Annotated in this window: 17 protein-coding genes; 5 read left to right on the forward strand and 12 right to left on the reverse strand. The window is 60.1% G+C overall.

Features of this window, described 5'->3' with window-relative positions:
• Positions 1-129: 129 nt before the first annotated feature.
• Entirely contained in the window at positions 130-1,464 is a 1,335-nt protein-coding gene (locus tag AEQ63_RS22505) for a dicarboxylate/amino acid:cation symporter (RefSeq protein ID WP_042607176.1), read from the reverse strand.
• A 346-nt stretch (positions 1,465-1,810) separates the two neighbouring features.
• Here AEQ63_RS22505 and AEQ63_RS22510 point away from each other — a divergent pair, with 346 nt between their 5' ends.
• Complete coding sequence (locus AEQ63_RS22510) at positions 1,811-2,809, forward strand: AraC family transcriptional regulator (RefSeq protein WP_064364840.1); 999 nt, start codon at positions 1,811-1,813, stop codon at positions 2,807-2,809.
• 198 nt (positions 2,810-3,007) lie between these two features.
• Here AEQ63_RS22510 and AEQ63_RS22515 read toward each other — a convergent pair whose 3' ends face one another.
• From AEQ63_RS22515 to AEQ63_RS22525, 3 genes are all read right to left on the reverse strand, one after another.
• Positions 3,008-4,354, reverse strand: coding sequence for an ATP-binding protein (locus AEQ63_RS22515; RefSeq protein WP_064364843.1), 1,347 nt, complete (start codon positions 4,352-4,354; stop codon positions 3,008-3,010).
• On the reverse strand, positions 4,351-5,028 hold the full coding sequence (locus AEQ63_RS22520) for a response regulator transcription factor (RefSeq protein ID WP_064364845.1): 678 nt from the start codon (positions 5,026-5,028) through the stop codon (positions 4,351-4,353). The genes AEQ63_RS22515 and AEQ63_RS22520 overlap by 4 nt, the downstream gene beginning before the upstream one ends.
• A gap of 148 nt (positions 5,029-5,176) precedes the next feature.
• Positions 5,177-5,782, reverse strand: coding sequence for a membrane protein (locus AEQ63_RS22525; RefSeq protein WP_039757849.1), 606 nt, complete (start codon positions 5,780-5,782; stop codon positions 5,177-5,179).
• Positions 5,783-5,925: 143 nt separating this feature from the next.
• Here AEQ63_RS22525 and AEQ63_RS22530 point away from each other — a divergent pair, with 143 nt between their 5' ends.
• Both AEQ63_RS22530 and AEQ63_RS22535 read left to right on the forward strand, forming a co-directional pair.
• Positions 5,926-6,717, forward strand: a complete 792-nt coding sequence (locus tag AEQ63_RS22530) for a dienelactone hydrolase family protein (protein WP_064364848.1) — start codon at positions 5,926-5,928, stop codon at positions 6,715-6,717.
• A 192-nt stretch (positions 6,718-6,909) separates the two neighbouring features.
• On the forward strand, positions 6,910-7,635 hold the full coding sequence (locus AEQ63_RS22535) for a 4'-phosphopantetheinyl transferase family protein (RefSeq protein WP_064364849.1): 726 nt from the start codon (positions 6,910-6,912) through the stop codon (positions 7,633-7,635).
• Positions 7,636-7,752: 117 nt separating this feature from the next.
• Here the strand turns inward: AEQ63_RS22535 and AEQ63_RS22540 are convergent, their stop codons facing one another.
• Both AEQ63_RS22540 and AEQ63_RS22545 read right to left on the reverse strand, forming a co-directional pair.
• Positions 7,753-9,363: an ATP-binding protein gene (locus tag AEQ63_RS22540; RefSeq protein ID WP_064364851.1), complete on the reverse strand. Its 1,611-nt coding sequence runs from the start codon at positions 9,361-9,363 to the stop codon at positions 7,753-7,755.
• Positions 9,360-10,082 (reverse strand): response regulator, encoded by a 723-nt coding sequence (locus AEQ63_RS22545; RefSeq protein WP_042607182.1) that lies wholly within the window; start codon positions 10,080-10,082, stop codon positions 9,360-9,362. Before AEQ63_RS22545 ends, AEQ63_RS22540 begins: the two co-directional genes overlap by 4 nt.
• Positions 10,083-10,839: 757 nt before the next feature.
• On the opposite strand from AEQ63_RS22545, the gene AEQ63_RS22550 reads away from it, so the two are divergent.
• Positions 10,840-13,734: a ribonucleoside-diphosphate reductase subunit alpha gene (locus AEQ63_RS22550; protein ID WP_024013986.1), complete on the forward strand. Its 2,895-nt coding sequence runs from the start codon at positions 10,840-10,842 to the stop codon at positions 13,732-13,734.
• Positions 13,735-14,692: 958 nt separating this feature from the next.
• Here AEQ63_RS22550 and flgE read toward each other — a convergent pair.
• The 6 genes from flgE to AEQ63_RS22580 form a co-directional block, all read right to left on the reverse strand.
• Positions 14,693-16,039, reverse strand: coding sequence for a flagellar hook protein FlgE (flgE, locus tag AEQ63_RS22555; RefSeq protein WP_042607184.1), 1,347 nt, complete (start codon positions 16,037-16,039; stop codon positions 14,693-14,695).
• 31 nt (positions 16,040-16,070) lie between these two features.
• On the reverse strand, positions 16,071-16,799 hold the full coding sequence (gene flgD / locus AEQ63_RS22560; protein WP_042607185.1) for a flagellar hook assembly protein FlgD: 729 nt from the start codon (positions 16,797-16,799) through the stop codon (positions 16,071-16,073).
• Between the two features lie 15 nt (positions 16,800-16,814).
• On the reverse strand, positions 16,815-17,258 hold the full coding sequence (flgC, locus tag AEQ63_RS22565; RefSeq protein WP_064364853.1) for a flagellar basal body rod protein FlgC: 444 nt from the start codon (positions 17,256-17,258) through the stop codon (positions 16,815-16,817).
• A 3-nt stretch (positions 17,259-17,261) separates the two neighbouring features.
• Positions 17,262-17,672 carry a flagellar basal body rod protein FlgB gene (flgB, locus tag AEQ63_RS22570; protein ID WP_016773613.1) on the reverse strand — a complete coding sequence of 137 codons (411 nt, stop codon included), beginning with the start codon at positions 17,670-17,672 and terminating at the stop codon, positions 17,262-17,264.
• 370 nt (positions 17,673-18,042) lie between these two features.
• Positions 18,043-18,870, reverse strand: a complete 828-nt coding sequence (cheR, locus tag AEQ63_RS22575) for a protein-glutamate O-methyltransferase CheR (RefSeq protein WP_016773612.1) — start codon at positions 18,868-18,870, stop codon at positions 18,043-18,045.
• Between the two features lie 46 nt (positions 18,871-18,916).
• Positions 18,917-19,849, reverse strand: coding sequence for a chemotaxis protein CheV (locus tag AEQ63_RS22580; RefSeq protein WP_016773611.1), 933 nt, complete (start codon positions 19,847-19,849; stop codon positions 18,917-18,919).
• 82 nt (positions 19,850-19,931) lie between these two features.
• Here AEQ63_RS22580 and flgA point away from each other — a divergent pair, with 82 nt between their 5' ends.
• Complete coding sequence (gene flgA / locus AEQ63_RS22585; protein WP_080902460.1) at positions 19,932-20,693, forward strand: flagellar basal body P-ring formation chaperone FlgA; 762 nt, start codon at positions 19,932-19,934, stop codon at positions 20,691-20,693.
• Positions 20,694-20,703: the final 10 nt, after the last annotated feature.

Here is a 20,703-nt window from a genome sequence, read left to right on the forward strand (position 1 = left end):
CGATGCACTTAGCCTAGGCAGCCATCGTCGATGCGGCAATCACCGCAAATGTCAGCAGGTGTGACCGTTGTGCTCAAATCCCGGGCAAGAAAAAACCCGCCGAAGCGGGTTTTTCCGTGCAAGCGATGCTTACTTCACATTGCTCGGGGTTGGGCCTTCAGCCACACCCAGGTCGTCTTCTTCACGCTCGTCGGAGATACCGCGACCGCCGGAAGCCAGCTCGGCCTGCAGTTGATCGGTATCCAGCTCCTTGACCCACTTGGCCACGACGATGGTCGCTACCGCGTTACCGACCAGGTTGGTCAGCGCGCGGGCTTCGGACATGAAGCGGTCGATACCGAGGATCAGCGCCAGGCCGGCCACCGGCAGGTGACCTACCGCCGACAGGGTTGCGGCCAGCACGATGAAGCCAGAACCGGTTACACCCGCCGCACCTTTGGAGGACAGCAGCAGTACCAGCAGCAGGGTGATCTGGTGGGTGATGTCCATGTGCGTGTCAGTCGCCTGGGCGATGAACACGGCGGCCATGGTCAGGTAGATCGAAGTACCGTCAAGGTTGAACGAATAACCGGTCGGGATCACCAGACCCACCACCGATTTCTTCGCGCCCAGACGCTCCATCTTGATCAGCATGCGTGGCAGTGCCGATTCCGACGAGGACGTACCCAGTACGATCAGCAGCTCTTCACGGATGTAGCGCACCAGTTTGAACACGCTGAAACCGTGAGCCCGGCAGATCGCACCCAGCACCAGCACGACGAACAGTACGCAGGTGATGTAGAAGCAGATCATCAGTTGACCCAGCTGCACCAGCGAGCCGACCCCGTAAGCACCGATGGTGAACGCCATGGCGCCCAGCGCACCGAGTGGCGCCAGTTTCATGATCATGTTGATGATGTTGAACATCACGTGGGCGAAGCGATCGATCATGTCCAGCAGCGGACGACCGTACGACCCCAGGCGATGCAGGGCGTAACCGAAGATCACCGAGAACATCAGCACTTGCAGGATGTCACCGGTGGCAAACGCGCCGACGATGGTGTTCGGGATCACATTGAGGAGGAAGCCGACAATGCTCTGGTCTTTACTGGCCGTCACGTAGGTGGCGATTTTCGAGGCGTCGAGGGTGGTGACGTCGATGTGCATGCCGGCGCCCGGTTGCACAACGTTGACCACGACCAGACCGATCAGCAGGGCAATGGTGGAAACGATTTCGAAGTACAGCAGCGCGTAGCCGCCGGTCTTGCCTACCGACTTCATGTTCTGCATGCCGGCGATGCCGCTGACGACAGTACAGAAGATGATCGGGGCGATGACCATTTTGATCAGCTTGATGAAGCCGTCACCCAGTGGCTTGAGGGCCACGCCGGTCTGCGGGTAGAAGTGACCGAGCAGGATGCCGATGGCGATGGCAACGATCACCTGGAAATACAGGGATTTGTACAGTGGCTGACGAGTCGTCATTGCAGGTTTCCTCAAGCGTCCAGCGGCAACATCCATCTGTCGAGCGCCGAACCTTAATTGCGAACCCTCCTGCACTGGAGGGATTTGTTGTTGGAACGGCATCCTCCCGAGCGGGAGAAATGCACGCTTCTGTCGCTTGTATCGCAAACGTCGTGCCAGATTGGTGCGAATGGCAGCAAGCCTTTTGATATCAGGCATTGCAGGATTTGTCCGGACCGCGTTGACTACTTCAGCGTGGCGGATTTCCGCCAACTCACCGCCCCTCGTCCTACAATTTGGCGGAAATCCGCCTTGTTGCGTTGCAGGCCCGCCGTTACGATCGGTGCCAGAACGAGGATTGCCGCTTATGCGCGAACGCACCATCGCCAGCCATTTCGCCCGCGCCGCCCTTGGCGGCGCACGCCGTCGCGGTTTCGATTACTCAAACCTGTTGCAGCAACTGGGAATCAGCCCGGAGTTGCTCGACGAGCCCCGCGCACGCATCGCGCCGGAGCAGTTCACCCGCCTGATTCAGGGGTTGTGGCTGGCGCTGGATGATGAATACCTGGGTTTCGGCAACTCACCGAGCAAGCCCGGCAGCTTTGCCATGATGTGCCACGCCTCGATTCACTGCCGCAATCTGGAGAAGGCCCTGCAACGCGGTTTATTGTTTTATAGCCTATTCCCTGATGCCCCGCGCCTGAGCTTGAGCCGCGAAGACGAATGGGTGCGGTTGAGCCTGGATGACGCGCAGTTGTGGGACCCGGACCACTTTCTCAGCGAAAGCCTGCTGGTGATCTGGCACCGCTTCGGCAGTTGGCTGATCGGCCAGCGGATTCGCCTTGAGCAGGCCACCTTCAGTTATCCGCGCCCCGCTCACGGCAGCGAATACGACCTGCTGTTCCCCTGCCCCCTGACCTTCGACGGCGCCCGGAGCAGCCTGCTGTTTCACAGTCGCTACCTGGCCATGCCGCTGTTGCAGGACGAACGCACCCTCAAACATTTCCTCGAACGCTCCCCTGCCGACCTGCTCTCACGCCCGGACGACGGCGACAGCCTGAGCAGCCGCCTGCGCCGCTTGCTCAGCCGTGACGCTGCGCGCTGGCCGGACCTGGAAGCCGTCGCGGCGCATCTGCACATCAGCCCGCAAACCTTGCGCCGGCACTTGCGCGAGGAAGGCACGAGTTTTCAGGAGCTCAAGGATCAACTGCGGCGGGATATCGCCATCTATCATCTGGGCCGGGCGGATTTGTCGTTGCAGCAGATTGCCGAGCAGCTCGGATTTTCCGAACCGTCGGCGTTTCATCGGGCGTTCAAGAAATGGACGGGGCTGACACCGGGGGCTTATCGGGCGCAGGAGTTGTGAAAGATCAAAAGCCCCTCACCCTTACCCTCTCCCAGAGGGAGAGGGGATTGATTGGGGGATGCTGAAGATCTGGACCGGCCTGACAGTTATTCAGTGAATCCATATCCAATGCAAGTTGCTCAGGTCGATAAACTTCTCAAGACACTTAGGTCAGTTCCCTCTCCCACTGGGAGAGGGTTAGGGTGAGGGCCGCTTCATTCACACCGCAGGAAAATGAATCCTGAACGCCGCCCCACCCATCGGCGAATCGCCCAGGGCCAAGCGGGCGTTGTAACTCTCGATGATGTCCTTGACCACCGCCAGGCCGATCCCCTGCCCCGGATGCTGGGCGTCCAGGCGTTCGCCGCGCTCGAGAATCCGCGCCCGCTGATCGAGCGGCACGCCTGGCCCATCGTCCTCGACACACAATTCGATCCCGGCCAGTGACTCGCGTACGCTGACACGCACTTCGCCCAGGCACAGGCGATAGGCGTTTTCCAGCAGGTTGCCGAGCATTTCCAGCAAGGCGCCCTGTTCGATCGGCACGTAGCAATGTTGAGGCAGATCAAAAGTCACGCGCACATGTTTGTCGCGGTAGACCTTGTCCAGCGTATCGCACAGGCTTTTGAGCACCGGTTGCAGGCGCACCTGATGGCGAACCAGGCCGCTTTTGCGCAGGCTGGCCCGTTGCAGCTGGTAGCTGATCTGCTGGCTCATGCGCTCGATCTGGCTTTGCAGGACCCAGGCCTGATCGCGGTCTTCGGGACGCTTGGCCATGTCTTCGCTGACGCCTTGCAGCACCGCCAATGGGGTTTTCAGGCTGTGGGCGAGGTCGTCGAGGGAGTCGCGATAGCGGCTGCGCTGCTGGCGTTCGCTGAGCAGCAGGCGGTTGAGCGAGCCGGTCAGGCGCAGCAGTTCGCGCGGGTGTTTTTCCGTCAGGCTTTCGCGGGTGCCGCCCTCGATTTCGTCGAGTTCCTGGCTCAATCGCCGCAGAGCCTTGAGGCCCCAGGTCAGGCCGATCCACAGCAATGCCAGCAGTACCAGCAATGCCGCGCCGAAGCCCAGATAGAGATTTTCGCGCAGGCCTTCCAGGGTGGTTTCGTACTCACGGACCGGTTGCAGAGCGACGATGCTGAATGCCGCGCTCTTGCCGCCGAGCAGTTTGACTTCGACGTCGTAGACGAAGAATTCCTGACCGCTGGCTTCACGGATCCGCGCGAACTCGTTGCCGAGGCCGTCGTAACGCGGTTTGTAGTTGATCTGCTCTTCCTGGGTGGCTTTCGAACGCCACACCAGATTGCCGTCGCGGTCGTAGATATACCCGAGCAAGCGGAAATCGGTGAGGTTGAAGCGCTCGTCCGGCAATTGCGAGGGCATCACCAAATGACCGTTTTCCACCCGCGCCGCGGAGATCAGTGTGGTGACGTCGGAGGCCAGGCGTTGCTCGATCGAATCCTGCAACGCGAGGCTGAACGCGCCCTGCATCGCCGGCAGCAAGGCGAGCATGAACAACACCGCCAACGTGGTGGCGGCAAGCATCAAACGAACGCGGAGGGAACGGATCAAGTGCAGCGCTCATTGAACAGGTAGCCGAGGCCGCGCACGGTGTCGATCGGCTTGAACCCGGCCGGGCCTTCGAGCTTGCGCCGCAGACGGCCGACCAGCACTTCGATGACATTTGGATCGCGCTCGTCGTCATCCGGATAGAGCTGCTCCATCAAGCGATCCTTGGGCACCACTTGCTGATGGTGGCGCATGAGGTATTCGAGGATGCGGTATTCGTAGGCGGTCAGCGCCAGCGGTTGTTCATCGAGGCTGGCCTGTTTGCGATTGAGGTCGAGCAGCAACGGCCCGGCAACGATGGTCGACTGGGTGAAACCGCTGGAGCGGCGCAACAGTGCGTTGAGGCGTGCTTCGAGTTCTTCGAACTGGAAGGGCTTGACCACGTAATCGTCGGCACCGGCGGCAAGGCCCTCGACTTTGTCCTGCCAGTTGCCGCGCGCGGTGAGGATCAGGATCGGGAAGGTCTTGCCGCCCGAGCGCAACTGGCGGATCAGGTCGAGGCCGCCCATGCCCGGCAGGCCGAGATCGATCACCGCCAGATCGAAGTTGTACTGGCCGGTCTGGTACAGCGCCTCCTCGGCATTGGCCACGGACTCGACCACGTGGCCGCTCTCCGTCAGGCGGGTTTGCAGGTGATGACGCAACAGCGCCTCATCTTCGACGACCAACAGTTTCATGCCCTTCTCCCCATCACTTGAACACTCCAGACACAACCTGTGGGAGCGAGCCTGCTCGCGAATGCGGTTATTCAGTCAACGATGATGTTGAATGAAACATCGCTTTCGCGAGCAGGCTCGCTCCCACTATTCAATCGGCGGCAACTGCTTAGAAATAGTAGTTGGCCGACAGGTAGGTCTGCGCGCTGCTGGTCAAGTCCAGCGAGCCCTGTTTGCTGCCGCCGCTCTCTTTCATTTCGGTGCTGGCGTTGCTGCGCAGGTAACGGTAACCGAGTTCCACCGAGGTGTTCTGTGAAACTTGCTGCAAGACACCGACCTGGCCACCGATGGCGTAACCGATGTCGCTGTCACGGCTGAAGCCTGGCGAATCCTGAGTCAGTTTGGTCAGACCGGCCGTGGCGCCGCCGAACAACTTGGTGCTGCCGCCCACCGGGTAGAACAGGTCATAGCTGCCGAGCAGGTTTTCCTGGCGCAGTTTAACGCCATTGTGCGAGCCGGAAACGTTGTCGTAGGTGGCGTAGTAGCGGCCCTGGCTGTTTTGCTGACCGAGGCGCATGCCGTAGGTGTTGTTGCCGTCGATGGCTCCGGTGGCGTTGGGGTGGCCGAGGTTATTGTTCAGTGCGTGGGACTTGTCGATCTTGTCGCTGGTCTGGCCGAACGTCAGGCCGGCGAAGTTGCTGGTGTCGTCGGCGTTGGCCGCGATGCTGGAGCCTAACAGGGTAAAAGCCAGCAGCAGTTTGTTGATACGAGTCATGGGTATTTCCTCTTTCACAGTGCTGTTTGGGTATGGCGCAAGGTTACTGAGCCGCCCCTGTACGGCCCCTGAACCGTCTCTGAACCTGACCTGAACCAGATCGACTAGGCTGTTCTGACCACTTTCCATAAGGAGACCCGACCATGCGCCTGTTCCTCGCCCTTGCTTTGCTGGCGGTCAGCAGCTTCACCCAGGCTGCGATCAAGACTGAAGAAATTCCTTATCAAAGCGCCGACGGCAGCAAACTGATCGGTTACTACGCCTATGACGACGCGATCAAAGGCCCACGCCCCGGCGTTGTCGTGGTCCACGAATGGTGGGGGCTGAACGATTACGCCAAACGCCGCGCACGGGATCTCGCCGAACTCGGCTACAGCGCACTGGCCATCGACATGTACGGCGATGGCAAAAACACCGAGCACCCGAAAGATGCCATGGCCTTCATGCAGGCAGCGACCAAGGATGCCGATGCCGCCAGTAAACGCTTCGCCGCCGGTCTCGATCTGCTGAAGCAGCAAAAGCAGACCGACCCGAACAGGATTGCCGCCATCGGCTACTGCTTCGGCGGCGGCGTGGTGCTGAATGCAGCGCGTCAGGGTGTGCCGCTGGCCGGTGTGGTGAGTTTCCATGGCGCGCTGGCGACCAAGACCCCGGCGACCCCGGGCAGCGTGAAGGCGAAAATCCTGGTCGAGCATGGTGCGCTGGACAGCATGGTCACGCAGGACAACGTCACTGCGTTCAAGGCGGAGATGGACAAGGCCGGGGCGGACTACCAGTTCGTCAGCCTGGATGGCGCCAAGCACGGCTTCAGCAATCCGGATGCGGACCGCTTGAGTCATGGCGAGCATGGTGGGCCGGACATCGGGTACAACAAGGCGGCGGATGAAAAATCCTGGGCGGACATGCAGGCGTTCTTCAAGAAGATTTTCGGCTAACGCGCCTGTGTGGCGAGGGAGCTTGCTCCCGCTCGGCGACGCAGTCGTCGCCAAACCTGCTGGCGACCTTCTCGCTGACAGATATCAGCAGGTTTTTGGGGGGGCGCTTCGCGCCCCAGCGGGAGCAAGCTCCCTCGCCACAAAAACAGGGCCTACTGTTCAGCCTCGAAGCTAACCGGCAAAATGCCCGCCATGCATACCATCCCCGCCCTGCCCGCCTGCTGCACCGCGCTCGACAACCACTGGCCGTTGCCGACGGTGTTGGCCGACACCGTGCTGCTCAGTACCCACTTCAACCCGGCGCAGTTGCTTGGCGATGACTTTCAGCGCAGCGCTGTCATCGCGCCGCCGAGCATTCAGCGTTCAGTGGCCAAGCGTCAGGCCGAGTTTCTCGCCGGGCGAATCTGCGCCCGTGCCGCGCTGCAACAACTCGAAGGTTTGAACGTCATCCCGCCGATCGGCGAGGACCGCGCGCCGGTGTGGCCAGCGCATATCTGCGGCTCGATCACCCACAGCACCGGCCGCGCCGCAGCGATTGTCGCCAACAAGCGGCACTGGCGCGGCTTGGGCATGGATCTGGAAAACCTGCTGAGCCATGAGCGCGCCGAACGTCTGGCCGGGGAAATCCTCACCCCGGCGGAAATGCAGCGCATGGCGGCTGGGCCGCAGGATCAACTGGCGCTGCTGGTGACCTTGACGTTTTCGGTCAAGGAGAGTCTGTTCAAGGCGCTGTACCCGATCGTCCAGCAGCGCTTCTATTTCGAGCACGCCGAAGTGCTGGAATGGACTGAGGCGGGTCAGGTCAGGCTGCGGTTATTGACGGATCTGTCGAGCGAATGGCGCAACGGTTCGGAGCTGGAGGCGCAGTTCGGGGTGCAGGATGGGCAATTGTTGAGTCTGGTCAGCATTCAGGCCTGAAGATTTGCATTGTCGGCACTGGCGCTATCGCGAGCAGGCTCACTCCTACAGGGTGAACGCATTCCAAATGTAGGAGTGAGCCTGCTCGCGATGAGGCCAGCCCTGCCACCACACAACCTACCGGCGCTCCTGATTCCTCGGCCAACTCAGACTGAAACACGCCCCGCCCAGACTCTTGCTCTTGCCAATGATCGCCCGGCCGTCGTGCCAGTGAATGATCCGCCGCACGATCGACAACCCTAGGCCATGCCCGCCCGACGCCCGCGTGCGGCTGTCGTCCAGGCGCAGGAACGGCGTGAAGATCCGCTCCCACGCCACTTCCGGCACGCCCGGTCCGTCGTCCTCGACGTCGATGCGACAGCGCAACTGGCCGACCTGATAACTCACCGTCACCTGTGAATGGGCATGGCGCATCGCGTTGCCCACCAGGTTCTGCAGCGCCCGATGCAGATAACGCGGCTCGGCCTCGACCCACGCGCCGTCGTTGTCGGCGGATGACAGGCACAAACCGCGCTGCACCGTGACCTCGGCGCGTAGCGGCGCCAGCTCCTCGATCACCTGATTGACCAGCGCATCCAGATCGATGCGCTGGAAAGTCAGCGCTGGCGAGCCCTGTTCCAGTCGCGCGTAGGTGAGCATTTCGTCGACCAGCTTATCGAGGTCCTCGATGTCGTGATCCATGCCTTCGCGGTATTTCTCCAGCGCTTGCGGGGTGGTCGCCGTGCCGATCATTTCCAGACCGAAACGCAGCCGCGCCACTGGCGTGCGCAGTTCATGGGAGACCGCGCGCACCAGTTCACGCTGGATCGCCAGCAGTTGTTGCAGGTGCTCAGCCATGCCATTGAACGCCGATGCCAGACGCCCGCCCGAGTCGGCGCCACGCGCCGGCACGCGGGTTTCCAGACTGCCCTTGGCAATGCGCGTGGCCGCCGCTTCGAGACCACGCAAACGCCGCTCGAGCTGACGCACCAGCAGATAAACGATGAGGCCGATCAGCGTCAGCCCCAGCGCGGCAATCAGCACCAGCCATTCCGGCGGGTACGGATTCATTTGATACAGCGGGCCGATTTCCAGCACCCACGGCGTACCGACCATGCCGGCAAACACGCGAATCGAATCACCGCCCTTGCCCAGCGCCATCACCGTGTCGCCCTCGGCCACCCGGCGACTCTGGTCTTCGTCCATGTCGGCGTCATTCACCGTGACCAGACGCAGATCGAAGCCGAAACCCTTTTCCTGCTTTATCTGCGCAAGACGTCTGGGCTGTTCGCCGACCGGCACCCGCACCAGTTCATCGGCGAGCAGGTAAATAGTCGCCCGAGCCAGTTGCTCGCTGATCTGCTGCACCTCTCCTACCAGTACAAGCTGCTCTTTTTCACTGATCAGCCGATAGACCTTGGCCGCGTGCGGCCCGGTCTGCTCGACCAGCGCCTGACCGCGCAGCACGCGGGTGCGCTGGGCCAGATCGAGGTCGGTTTCGGCGAATTTCTTCAGCGTCAGCGGAATACCGAGCAGCCGCTCCCACACCAGCAGCGCGCGATGGCGCTCGGTCTGGTTCATTGGTTGCAGATTATCGGCCATCAGCGAGAACGTGCCGTGGGCCAGGCGCTCGCGGTATTGCTCGCTGCGCACCTGATTGAGCAGGTTCAGCGCCAGCACGCCAAGCACCGCCACCAGAATCAGCGCGGCGCACATGCCGCCATAGATGCGCAGGAAAATCGAATTCACAGAGCCAGGTCTGCGCAGGCTTCAGGAACGAACAGGTAGCCTTTGCTGCGGATGGTCTTGATCAGGCGCGGATGGTCGGGGTCGTCGCCGATTTTCGGGCGGATGCGCGAGATGCGCACATCGATCGAGCGATCCTGGCCGTCGTAGCCGATGCCGCGCAGGGCAGTGAAGATTTCTTCGCGCGAAAGAATCCGCCCGGCGTTGGAGACCAGCAGCCAGAGCAGGTCGAACTCGGCGCTGGTCAACTCGATGCCGTTGTCGCTCAGCCAGGCTTCGCGCAACGCGTTGTCGACCACCAGTGGACCGAATTGCAGACGACGGGATTTTTCCGCGACCGGCTCGGGTGTGTCACTGCGTCGCAGCAACGCCTGGATGCGCGCCAGCAACAAGCGCGGGCGCACCGGTTTGCACACGTAATCGTCGGCACCGAGGTCGAGGCCGTGGATCTGATCGGCGTCGTCGGTGCGCGCGGTGAGCATCAGGATCGGCCCGTCGTACCGGTCGCGCACCTTGCGGCAAATGCTCAGGCCATCCTCGCCGGGCAGCATCAGGTCGAGGATCACCAGATCCGGTTGCTCCTTGATGATCCGCGCCGCCGCCAACGCACCGTTGCCTTCGATCTCCACGCGCAGGCCATTGGCTTGCAGGTAATCGCGGGTCAGCTCGGCCAGTCGCTGGTCATCCTCGACGATCAATACCTGCCAGGTTTGTTGCTCCACCGGTGACCTCTGCTTGCTGTTTTTATTGATATGAGAAGGCTGTGCTGAATGAACGCGGTCCCTGCTCCCGTTCATTTGTCATGTTTCGGGAGGATAAAAATGCCCGTGCACCCAGCGATTGTATAAACGCCGATCACCCGGAAAACAAGTCGGTAAATGCGTTCGGACAAGGCGGAATTCTGTGGTAGGGTTCGCGCCCTTAAAAAACCGCTGAAGCGTTTTTCCAGGCAAAAAAACAGTGACAAACGGTCTGGCTCAGCAGGTTCGCGGCCTACACGCGTTTTCCCTGTTTCTTACACAAATTACGCACAGGCTTATCCACAGGTAGTACGTTGCAATCCTCCCCTGAAACGCATTATCTTGTAGCACCGCGAAAACGCAGACCCTACATATGGGGTTTTCGTCCAAATCGCCCAACCACATTTCAGACCTGAAACTCAAGTGCTTTATGGCCAGTTTCCGGTAGAACGAACGAGTTTTTTCAAGTCCGAACCGCACTGGCGGATGGCACCGTTTTATTTGGTCCGAAACGGACAAAACGGTATGGGTGTTGCAGTCATGACTGTCACCCGCGAAGGAATCCGGTAGCGAGCTTCGGCTCACGACCAAAACTTCGGCAAGGATGCGGCGTTGCAGCCTTTTTCCTACTGTTCCGAAGTTTGTAATGCCGACGCCCGTCGGTTGCAGTGCTTCGGTACAGAACGGTGAGCACCATGACGGTGCCAAACAAACATAGAGAATGTGGAGACCACCCCCCATGCAAACCGACACAACTCGCGAGAACCCGCAGGGCACCTTGCCGCAGGCCGCCGATTCGACTTCGGATCTGGCAGCCACCGCGCCTGGCCAGCTGCGCGTGATCAAGCGTAATGGCACTGTCGTTCCTTACACCGATGACAAGATCACCGTCGCTATCACCAAAGCGTTTCTCGCAGTTGAGGGCGGCACCGCTGCCGCTTCGTCGCGAATCCACGATACCGTTGCACGCCTGACCGAGCAGGTCACCGCGACTTTCAAGCGTCGCATGCCATCGGGTGGCACCATCCACATCGAAGAAATCCAGGACCAGGTCGAACTGGCCCTGATGCGCGCCGGCGAGCAGAAAGTCGCGCGTGACTACGTGATCTACCGTGACGGCCGTTCGAAAGAGCGCGCTGCCCACGCCCCGGCCGAAGCAGCCGTCAATGCACACCCGTCGATCCGCATCACCCGCGCCGACGGCAGCCTCGCGCCGCTGGACATGGGCCGCCTGAACACCATCGTCACCGAGGCCTGCGAAGGTCTGGAAGAAGTCGACGGCGACCTGATCCAGCGCGAAACCCTGAAGAACCTGTACGACGGCGTGGCCCTGACCGACGTCAACACCGCCCTGGTAATGACCGCCCGTACCCTGGTCGAGCGCGAGCCGAACTACTCGTTCGTCACCGCCCGCCTGCTGATGGACACCCTGCGTGCCGAAGGCCTGAACTTCCTCGAAGTCGCCGAAAGCGCCACCCATCACGAAATGGCCGACCTGTACGCCAAGGCACTGCCGGCCTACATCGCCAAAGGTATCGAATTCGAACTGCTGAACCCTGTGCTGGCCACCTTCGACCTGGAAAAACTGGGCAAGGCGATCAACCACGAACGCGATCAGCAATTCACCTACTTGGGCCTGCAGACCCTGTACGACCGTTACTTCATCCACAAGGATGGCGTGCGTTTCGAACTGCCGCAGATCTTCTTCATGCGCGTGGCCATGGGTCTTGCGATCGAAGAGAAGCAGAAAGAAGACCGTGCGATCGAGTTCTACAACCTGCTGTCCTCGTTCGACTACATGGCTTCGACCCCGACCCTGTTCAACGCCGGCACCCTGCGTCCACAGCTGTCGAGCTGCTACCTGACCACCGTGCCGGATGACCTGTCGGGCATCTATCACGCGATCCACGACAATGCCATGCTGTCGAAGTTTGCCGGCGGCCTGGGCAACGACTGGACGCCAGTGCGTGCACTGGGTTCGTACATCAAGGGCACCAACGGCAAGTCGCAAGGCGTGGTGCCGTTCCTCAAAGTGGTGAACGACACCGCTGTGGCCGTGAACCAGGGTGGCAAGCGCAAAGGCGCTGTGTGTGCCTACCTGGAAACCTGGCACATGGACATCGAAGAGTTCATCGAGCTGCGCAAGAACACCGGTGATGATCGTCGTCGCACCCACGACATGAACACCGCCAACTGGATCCCTGACCTGTTCATGAAGCGTGTCTTCGATGACGGCAAGTGGACCCTGTTCTCGCCATCCGAAGTACCGGACCTGCACGACCTGACCGGTAAAGCCTTCGAAGAGCGCTACGAGTACTACGAAGCGCTGACCGAGTACCCGGGCAAGGTCAAGCTGTTCAAGACCATCCAGGCCAAAGACCTGTGGCGCAAGATGCTGTCCATGCTGTTCGAAACCGGCCACCCATGGCTGACGTTCAAGGACCCGTGCAACCTGCGCAGCCCGCAGCAACACGTCGGCGTGGTCCACAGCTCGAACCTGTGCACAGAGATCACCTTGAACACCAACAAGGACGAGATCGCCGTTTGCAACCTGGGCTCGATCAACCTGCCGAACCACATCGTCGACGGCAAGCTCGATACCGCCAAGCTGCAACGCACCGTGAACACCGCCGTGCGCATGCTCGATAACGTGATCGACATCAACTACTACTCGGTGCCGCAAGCGAAGAACTCCAACTTCCGCCACCGTCCGGTCGGTCTGGGCATCATGGGCTTCCAGGACGCTCTGTACCTGCAGCACATCGCCTACGGCTCCGACGCTGCCGTCGAGTTCGCCGACAAGTCGATGGAAGCGGTCAGCTACTATGCGATCCAGGCCTCCTGCGACCTGGCCGACGAGCGCGGCGCCTACGAGACGTTCAACGGTTCGCTGTGGTCCAAGGGCATCCTGCCGCTGGATTCGCAACAGATCCTGATCGAGCAGCGCGGCGAGAAGTACATCGACGTCGACCTGAAGGAAACCCTGGACTGGGCACCGGTTCGCGCCCGTGTACAGAAAGGTATCCGTAACTCGAACATCATGGCCATCGCCCCGACCGCGACCATCGCCAACATCACTGGCGTCTCGCAGTCGATCGAACCGACCTACCAGAACCTCTACGTGAAATCGAACCTGTCGGGCGAATTCACCGTGATCAACCCGTACCTGGTTCGCGACCTGAAAGCTCGCGGTCTGTGGGACTCGGTGATGATCAACGACCTGAAGTACTACGACGGTTCGGTGCAGCAGATCGAGCGCATCCCGCAAGAACTCAAAGAGCTCTACGCGACCGCGTTCGAAGTGGACACCAAGTGGATCGTTGACGCCGCCAGCCGTCGTCAGAAGTGGATCGACCAGGCCCAGTCGCTGAACCTGTACATCGCCGGCGCATCGGGCAAGAAGCTCGACGTGACCTACCGCATGGCCTGGTACCGTGGTCTGAAAACCACTTACTACCTCCGTGCCCTGGCCGCGACCAGCACCGAGAAGTCGACCATCAACACCGGCAAGCTGAACGCTGTTTCCAGCGGCGGCAACCATGGCGACGATTCGGTCCTGGCCGCTCCGGCAGGTCCGGCGCCAGTGCCAAAGGCTTGCGCGATTGACGAGCCGGATTGCGAAGCTTGCCAATAAGCTGAGCTGATCCCAGGCGTTGCGAGACGCTTGGGATCTTCAGGCAAAAGAAACCCCCGACAGACTTCTTGTTTGTCGGGGGTTTTGTTTTTTGGGGTTTGGGTTTGGGTTTGGGTGAATATCCGTTGCTGCGGTAACGGCTTCTTATGGTTTCGCTCTTACAGCGAGTCACCTTTTCCAAACGCCGAAAAGGTAACCCAAAAGGCTTTGCCCCGACGTACGGCCCGCTCGCTGGGGCTCGGGGTACCTTCGTTACGGGACCGATCCGGGCGCAGCGGCTCCGGTTGGCTTCGCTGCACCTACACTCGCTGTGTACGACTGCGTCGTACGGTCGCTGCGCTCCCACGCCAGGATCGATCCCGTAACGAAGCCTGCCGAAGGGGCAAAAGATCAAAAGCCAAAGCAAAAGCCAGATCAAAAGATCGCAGCCTTCGGCAGCTCCTACAGTTGGATTGGATACACCCTCAAAAACAGGCCGTCTGGCAGGCCGCCTTCGCGAGCAGGCTCACTCCTACAGAAAAGCAAAACAGCGCAGCTGCCCGCGGCGAAGCCGCACCACTCAACAATGAGCGCAAGCTCGAGTGCTTTTGATCTACGGGCGACGTCGGAAGGCTGAGTGGAGGGATTGATCCGGGTGTGGGAGCGCAGCGACCGTCTGGCGCAGCCAGACACAGCGGAAGGAGGTGCAGCGAAGCAAACCGGAGCCGCTGCGCCCGGATCGATCCCGCAGCGAAGGAACCCGAGCCTGCGAGGGCCGAACGCAGGAGCAAAGCGTTTTGGTTACTTTTGGGCGTCTGCAAAAGTGACCCGCTGTAAGAGCGGAACCGCCAGCCGCAGCACCGCAAAAATGGATATTCACCCAAAACCCCAAGCAGCTTGGTCGGCCCAAAGGCCGCCAAGGCCAAAAAAAAAGCCCCTCAAAACCGAGGGGCCCAAAAAAACCAGTCAGTAACCCAAATCAGGTCATCTGAATAATGGTCTGCATAATCGTGCTCTGCGTCGAAATGGTCTTGGCGTTCGCCTGATAGTTGCTCTGGCCCTTGATCAGATCAACCAGCTCGTTGGTCAGGTTAACGTTCGACTCTTCCAGCGAGTTGGACACCACCTCACCCAACGTACCGGTCTTCGGCGCGTCGTAGCCCGGAATACCCGAAGCGAAAGTCTCTTTCCAGCTAGTACCACCGACAGCCTGCAAGCCCTGCTCGTTGGTGAAGCTGGCCAGTGCAACCTGACCAATCGCCTTGCTCTGGTTGTTGCTGAAGTTGGCGAACAGCGTACCTGTACCGTCGATGGTCAGGTTGGTGATCTGTCCAGTGGCGTAGCCATCCTGAGTCGGGATCGTGCGCGAAGTATCAGCGTTGTACTGGGTGGTCTTGGCCATCGAAATGGTCACGCCAGCCGGATTTGCTGCCGCGCCGTTAGGCGTAAAAACACCGTTGGTCACGGTGCCTGGTTTCCAGTTACTCAACGTCAAGTCGCTGCTGATGAGCGGATTTGGCGCCGGCGGCGGCAAAGTACTCGGTGTACTCACCTGAAGCAATTTGCCGGAACTGTCGAACGTCAATGTCGAAGCAACCGGAGGCGTGGCGGCGTTGGTTGGATCGCTACCGGTGGCATCCGGGTTGCGTCCATCAACCAGGGTGTAAACCTTCCAGGTATTCTCGCCAGTCTTGACCATGTACTGATCCATGACGTGGGAGTTACCCTGAGTGTCATAGATCGGCGTGCTGAAGGACTTGGTGTAAGTCTCAGGCTTCGACGGGTCGAATTTGACGGCGCTGGCGCCGGTATCAACGATCACTGGCGAAGACGAATTGAGGTTGATGCTCGAGGTCACCGAAGAAGACGACTTCGGCGCCAGGTTCGAGGTGTCGATCTTCAGATCGGTCAACACGCCGTTGATGATCTTGCCGTTGGCATCCACACCGTAACCCTGCAGACGCGAGGTGTAGTCGGTGTTGGTGATGTAACCGGCGTTGTCGACCTTGAACGTACCGGCACGGGTATACGAGATCGAGCCATTGTTGCTCATGGTGAAGAAGCCGGAACCGTTGATGCCCATGTCCAGCACGTTGCCAGTGTTGTTGATGTCACCCTGGGTGAACTGCTGGGACACGTTGGCCAGGCGCACGCCGTTACCGATGACTTTGCTGCCGCTGCCCAGGCGGGTCGACGAATACACGTCCTCGAATTCCGCGCGGGAGGATTTGAAACCGGCGGTGGCGACGTTGGCGATGTTGTTGCCGGTCACGTCGAGTTGTTTGTTGGCGGCATAGAGACCGCTAAGGCCGATGTTAAAAGACATGTTCCACTCCTTCGTGCCGGGTTAGTCGGCTCTATATACCAATGGTTTGTACTTTGGACAGGGCAACGGTGCCCTTGCCGGCCAGGTTGAGCATCAGCTCGCCACCGGTCTGGCTGATCGTCACGCTGTTGACCGTCGCTGGCAGGTAGGTCGCCAGGTCGGTCGCGGTGCCGTTGATCGGTGCGTTGGCCTTGAACGTGTAAGTGCCGACCGGAACCACGGTGCCGGCAGTGTCCTTGCCGTCCCAAGTGAAGCTGGCATCGCCGGCGGCGCGGCTGCCGAGGTCGATGGTGCGCACGGCTTTGCCGTCCTTGTCGGTGATGGTCACGGTGCCGCCGGCAATCGACGACGGCACGGTGACCGAACCGGTCAGGCCTTTGCTCGGGTCATCGAGCTGGGCGGTGTTGGTCTGCACGATCACGTTGCGACCGACCAGCGACGACGCCTGCAGCGCCTGCGACGAGTTGTAGTTGCCGGCAAGGCCACTGACGGTGGAGTTCAGCGTGGTGATGCCTTCAAGGCTGCTGAACTGCGCCAGTTGCGCCACGAAAGCGCTGTTGTCCTGCGGGTCGAGCGGGTTCTGGTTTTTCAGCTGGGTGACCAGCAATTGCAGGAACGCATCCTTGCCCAGCGCCTGGCCGCCGGTGGCACTGTTGGTCGCCGAGGCGATGCCGCCCGGCGTCGTGCTGCTGGCCGTCTTCGACGAGTTGGCCAGGATGTCCTTCATGCTCAGGGTGCTGGTGGTGTCCGTAACGCTCATGGCATTCGTCCCTTATTACTGACCGAGGGTCAGTATCTTCTGCATCATGGTTTTGGCGGTGTTCATCATTTCGGCGTTGGTCTGGAACGACCGACTCGCGGAAATCATGTCAGCCATTTCTTCCACCACGTTGACGTTCGGGTAATAGACATAGCCCTTGGCGTCAGCGGCCGGATGGTTCGGCTCGTAGCGCGCTTCGAGGTTGCTCTGGTCTTCGACCACGCCAAGCACCTGCACGCCCTGCCCGGCTGCGTCCTGGTTCTGGAACAGCGAATCGCTGCCGCCGGCCTGGCCGCCCTGGAACATGGTGGCGAACACCGGGTGACGGGCGCGGTAGGTCTGGTCGATGCTCGACGAAACGGTTTCGGCGTTGGCGATGTTCGACGCCACGGTGTTCAGACGCGTGGTCTGCGCGCTCATGCCGCTGCCGGCAATGTTGAAAACGCTGGACAGGGACATGGATTATTCTCCGCGCAGGGCTGACACCAGCCCTTTGAATTTGCTGTTGAGCAAGGTGAAGCTGGCCTGGAAGCCGACCGCGTTTTCCGCGTAGTTCGACTGTTCCAGTTGAGCGTCGACGGTGTTCTGGTCGATGGAAGGCTGCATCGGCGTGCGATACATCAGCGACTCGTCGCCGTTGCCCAACCCTTCAGCCTCGATGTGGCGGCTGTTGGTCATGTTCAGGGCAAAGTGGCCGCCGGTCTTGGTCTTCTCGGTCTGTGCTTCGAGCACTTTGGAGAAATCCAGATCCCGCGCCTTGTAGTTCGGGGTGTCGGCGTTGGCGATGTTGTTGGCCAGCACTTCAGCACGCTGGGCGCGGAAGCCCAATGCCTTTTCGTGAATGCCCAGCGCTTTGTCGAAGCTGATGCTCATGTCGGGAACCTTCAGGTGACCGGTTTTTCGTGACTGAGCTTTAGCAAGCGCCGTGCCAAATGGAAGAACCCCCGTATTCCGGGGCTTTGCGCCGAACAGGCAAAGCGGCAATGCCAGAAAAGCGGCAACCGGTTTCCGCTGGATGCCGCTTTTCTGCCGCTTGCCGTCCCTCTCCCTGACGCCGCAGATCCATTGTAGGAGTGAGCCTGCTCGCGATTGCGGTGTATCAGTCACTTATGTGGCATCTGGTAGACCGCTATCGCGAGCAGGCTCACTCCTACAGAGGAGCCATGGAGTTTCGCAGAGAACATTCAGGCATAAAAAACGGGAGACCTTGAGGGCCTCCCGTTTTTGTATTGCCGCGAACCGGTTATTTCGCCTTGTAGATAATCCCCGGGCTGCACTGAACCATCTGGTAATGATCCGGCAAACCGTTCAGCGCCTCAGACGCGCCAAGGAACAGATACCCGCCCGGCTTCAACGTGCTGTGAATGCGCAACAGGATGTCTTTCTTCACTTCGGCAGAAAAGTAGATCAACACATTGCGGCAGAACACGATGTCGAACTTGCCCAGCGCTGCGTAGCTGTCGAGCAGGTTGAACGAGCGGAATTCCACCCGGCTCTTGATCGGCGCCTTGACCACCCAGCGCCCCGGCCCTTTCGGGTCGAAATAGCGTTGCAGGCGTTCCGGCGACAGTCCGCGACCGATCGCCAGGCTGTCGTACTCGCCGGTCTTGCAATTGTTGAGCATCAGTCCCGACAGGTCAGTAGCAACGATCTGCACGCCCATCTTCAACTGGCCCAGGTTGCTGCGCTCGAACTCGTCGATCGACATCGACAGCGAGTACGGTTCCTGACCCGACGAGCAGGCCGCCGACCAGATCCGCAGACGCTGGTTGGGGCTGGCCTTGATCGCTTCCGGCAGTACCTTGTTCTTCAAGACTTCAAACGGATAGGTGTCACGAAACCACAGGGTTTCGTTGGTCGTCATGGCATCGACCACCTGCTCGCGCAAACCGCTGCGCGGCTGGGTCTGGATGCGCTGAACCAGCTCACCCAAAGACTTGATGCCTTGCTGCTCCATCAGTTTGTTGAGACGGCTCGAGACCAGATACTGCTTGTTTTCACCGAGCAGAATGCCACAGGCTTTTTCCAGGAAGACCCGGAACTGTTCGAAATCCAAATTACCCGTAGACAATGATGCCGCCTCTTAAATCGTGTTGAACGCCAGGGGCAGAAGGCCCTTAGCTGATATCTGCTGCTTTGATCCGGTCGACTACCCGGGACGCGAGGTCATCAGGACGGAATTTGGCCAGAAAGTCATCAGCACCGACTTTCTTGACCATCGCCTGGTTGAATACCCCCGACAACGAAGTATGCAGGATGATATGGAGCTTTTGCATGCGCGCGTCGCCGCGGATTTCCGCCGTCAGGGTGTACCCGTCCATCTCCGGCATCTCGATGTCGGAAATCATCATCAGGAACTCTTCTTCCGGCTTCTTGCCCTCGTCGACCAGCTTGCGCAGGTAATCCAGCGCCTGCTTCCCGTCGTTCAGCGCCACCACTTCGACACCGATGGTCTGCAGACAACGCGTGACCTGCTTGCGCGCCACCGACGAGTCATCGACCGTCAGCACCCGCAGCGACAGCGCTTTGGTCTGCGTCTCGACATCGACCACGCCCACCGAAATCGCTTCCGGCGTCGGCGCTACTTCGGCCAGCACCTTCTCGACGTCGATGATTTCGACTAACTGGTTGTCGACCCGAGTCACAGCGGTCAGGTAGTGATCGCGACCGGTGCCCTTGGGCGGCGGATGGATCTCTTCCCAGTTCATGTTGACGATGCGCTCCACCGAGCGGACCAGGAAACCCTGGGTCTTGGTGTTGTACTCCGTGATGATCACGAACGGACTGTTCTTGTCTTTCAACGCACCGGAGCCCGTTGCCATTGCCAGATCCAGGATCGGAATGGTCGCTCCCCGTATATTCGCTACCCCGCACACGACAGGACTGGATTTGGGCATCAAGGTCAGTGACGGGCACTGCAACACTTCCCGTACCTTGAACACGTTGATCCCGTAGAGCTGCGGCCCGTCAAGACGGAACAACAGCAGCTCGAGGCGATTCTGCCCTACCAGTTGCGTGCGCTGGTTCACCGAATCCATTACACCAGCCATGCCCAGACTCCTACATCAACGCCAAGTGTTGTTGCGACGCACATTCATTGCTAAACGGCACGGCGCTTGCTTTTTAACTCGTATGAACGCTCAAACGACATTTTCCCGACGCCTGACATCTTCCCTTCGCAAAGGGCTTTGCGCGGTGTCCGCCGTTTGCTGCTTGCTTGCCGGCAGTCCTGCCAATGCTGATGCGGTTACCTTGCCTGATATGCTTATCGGCGTGACTCAGGGCTTTCTTGAATTCACCGTAGAAGACTATTTGGCTTCCAGTCAAACCGAAGGCCGCTACGAAATCGAAGTCAACCAGCTCGACCCGCGTATGCGCATGCCCATGTGCGACAAGGAATTGACAGCCACTCTGGAGAGCCCGGCCCGCCCGCTGGGCCGCGTTACGGTGAAGGTCCGATGCGAAGGCAGCTCGCCCTGGACGGTGTTCGTACCCGCTCAAGTCCGCCTGTTTCGCGAGATCGTCACGACCACTCGTCCGCTGAAACGCGCCGGCATCATCGAGCCGCAGGACGTGACGTTGCGCGAGCGCGATGTCAGCACGATCAACCAGGGTTTCCTGACCTCGGTCGATGAAGCGATCGGGCAGAAACTGACCCGACCAACGGTCGCCGATCAGGTCATCACACTGGTGCATCTGGAACAGGCCGAAGTGGTGCGCAAGGGCGATCAGGTGGTGATCACTGCGCGTAGCGGCACCCTTGCCGTACGCATGCCGGGGGAAGCCCTCTCCAATGGCGGCATGAAAGAACAGATTCGAGTAAAAAACCTTAATTCTCAAAGAGTTATCAAGGCGCAGGTGATTGCGCCGGGACAGGTCGAAGTGGCCATGTAAAAGCCCTGTG

It is taken from the genome of Pseudomonas sp. RIT-PI-o (assembly GCF_001297215.1).
Lineage (GTDB): Bacteria > Pseudomonadota > Gammaproteobacteria > Pseudomonadales > Pseudomonadaceae > Aquipseudomonas > Aquipseudomonas moraviensis_A.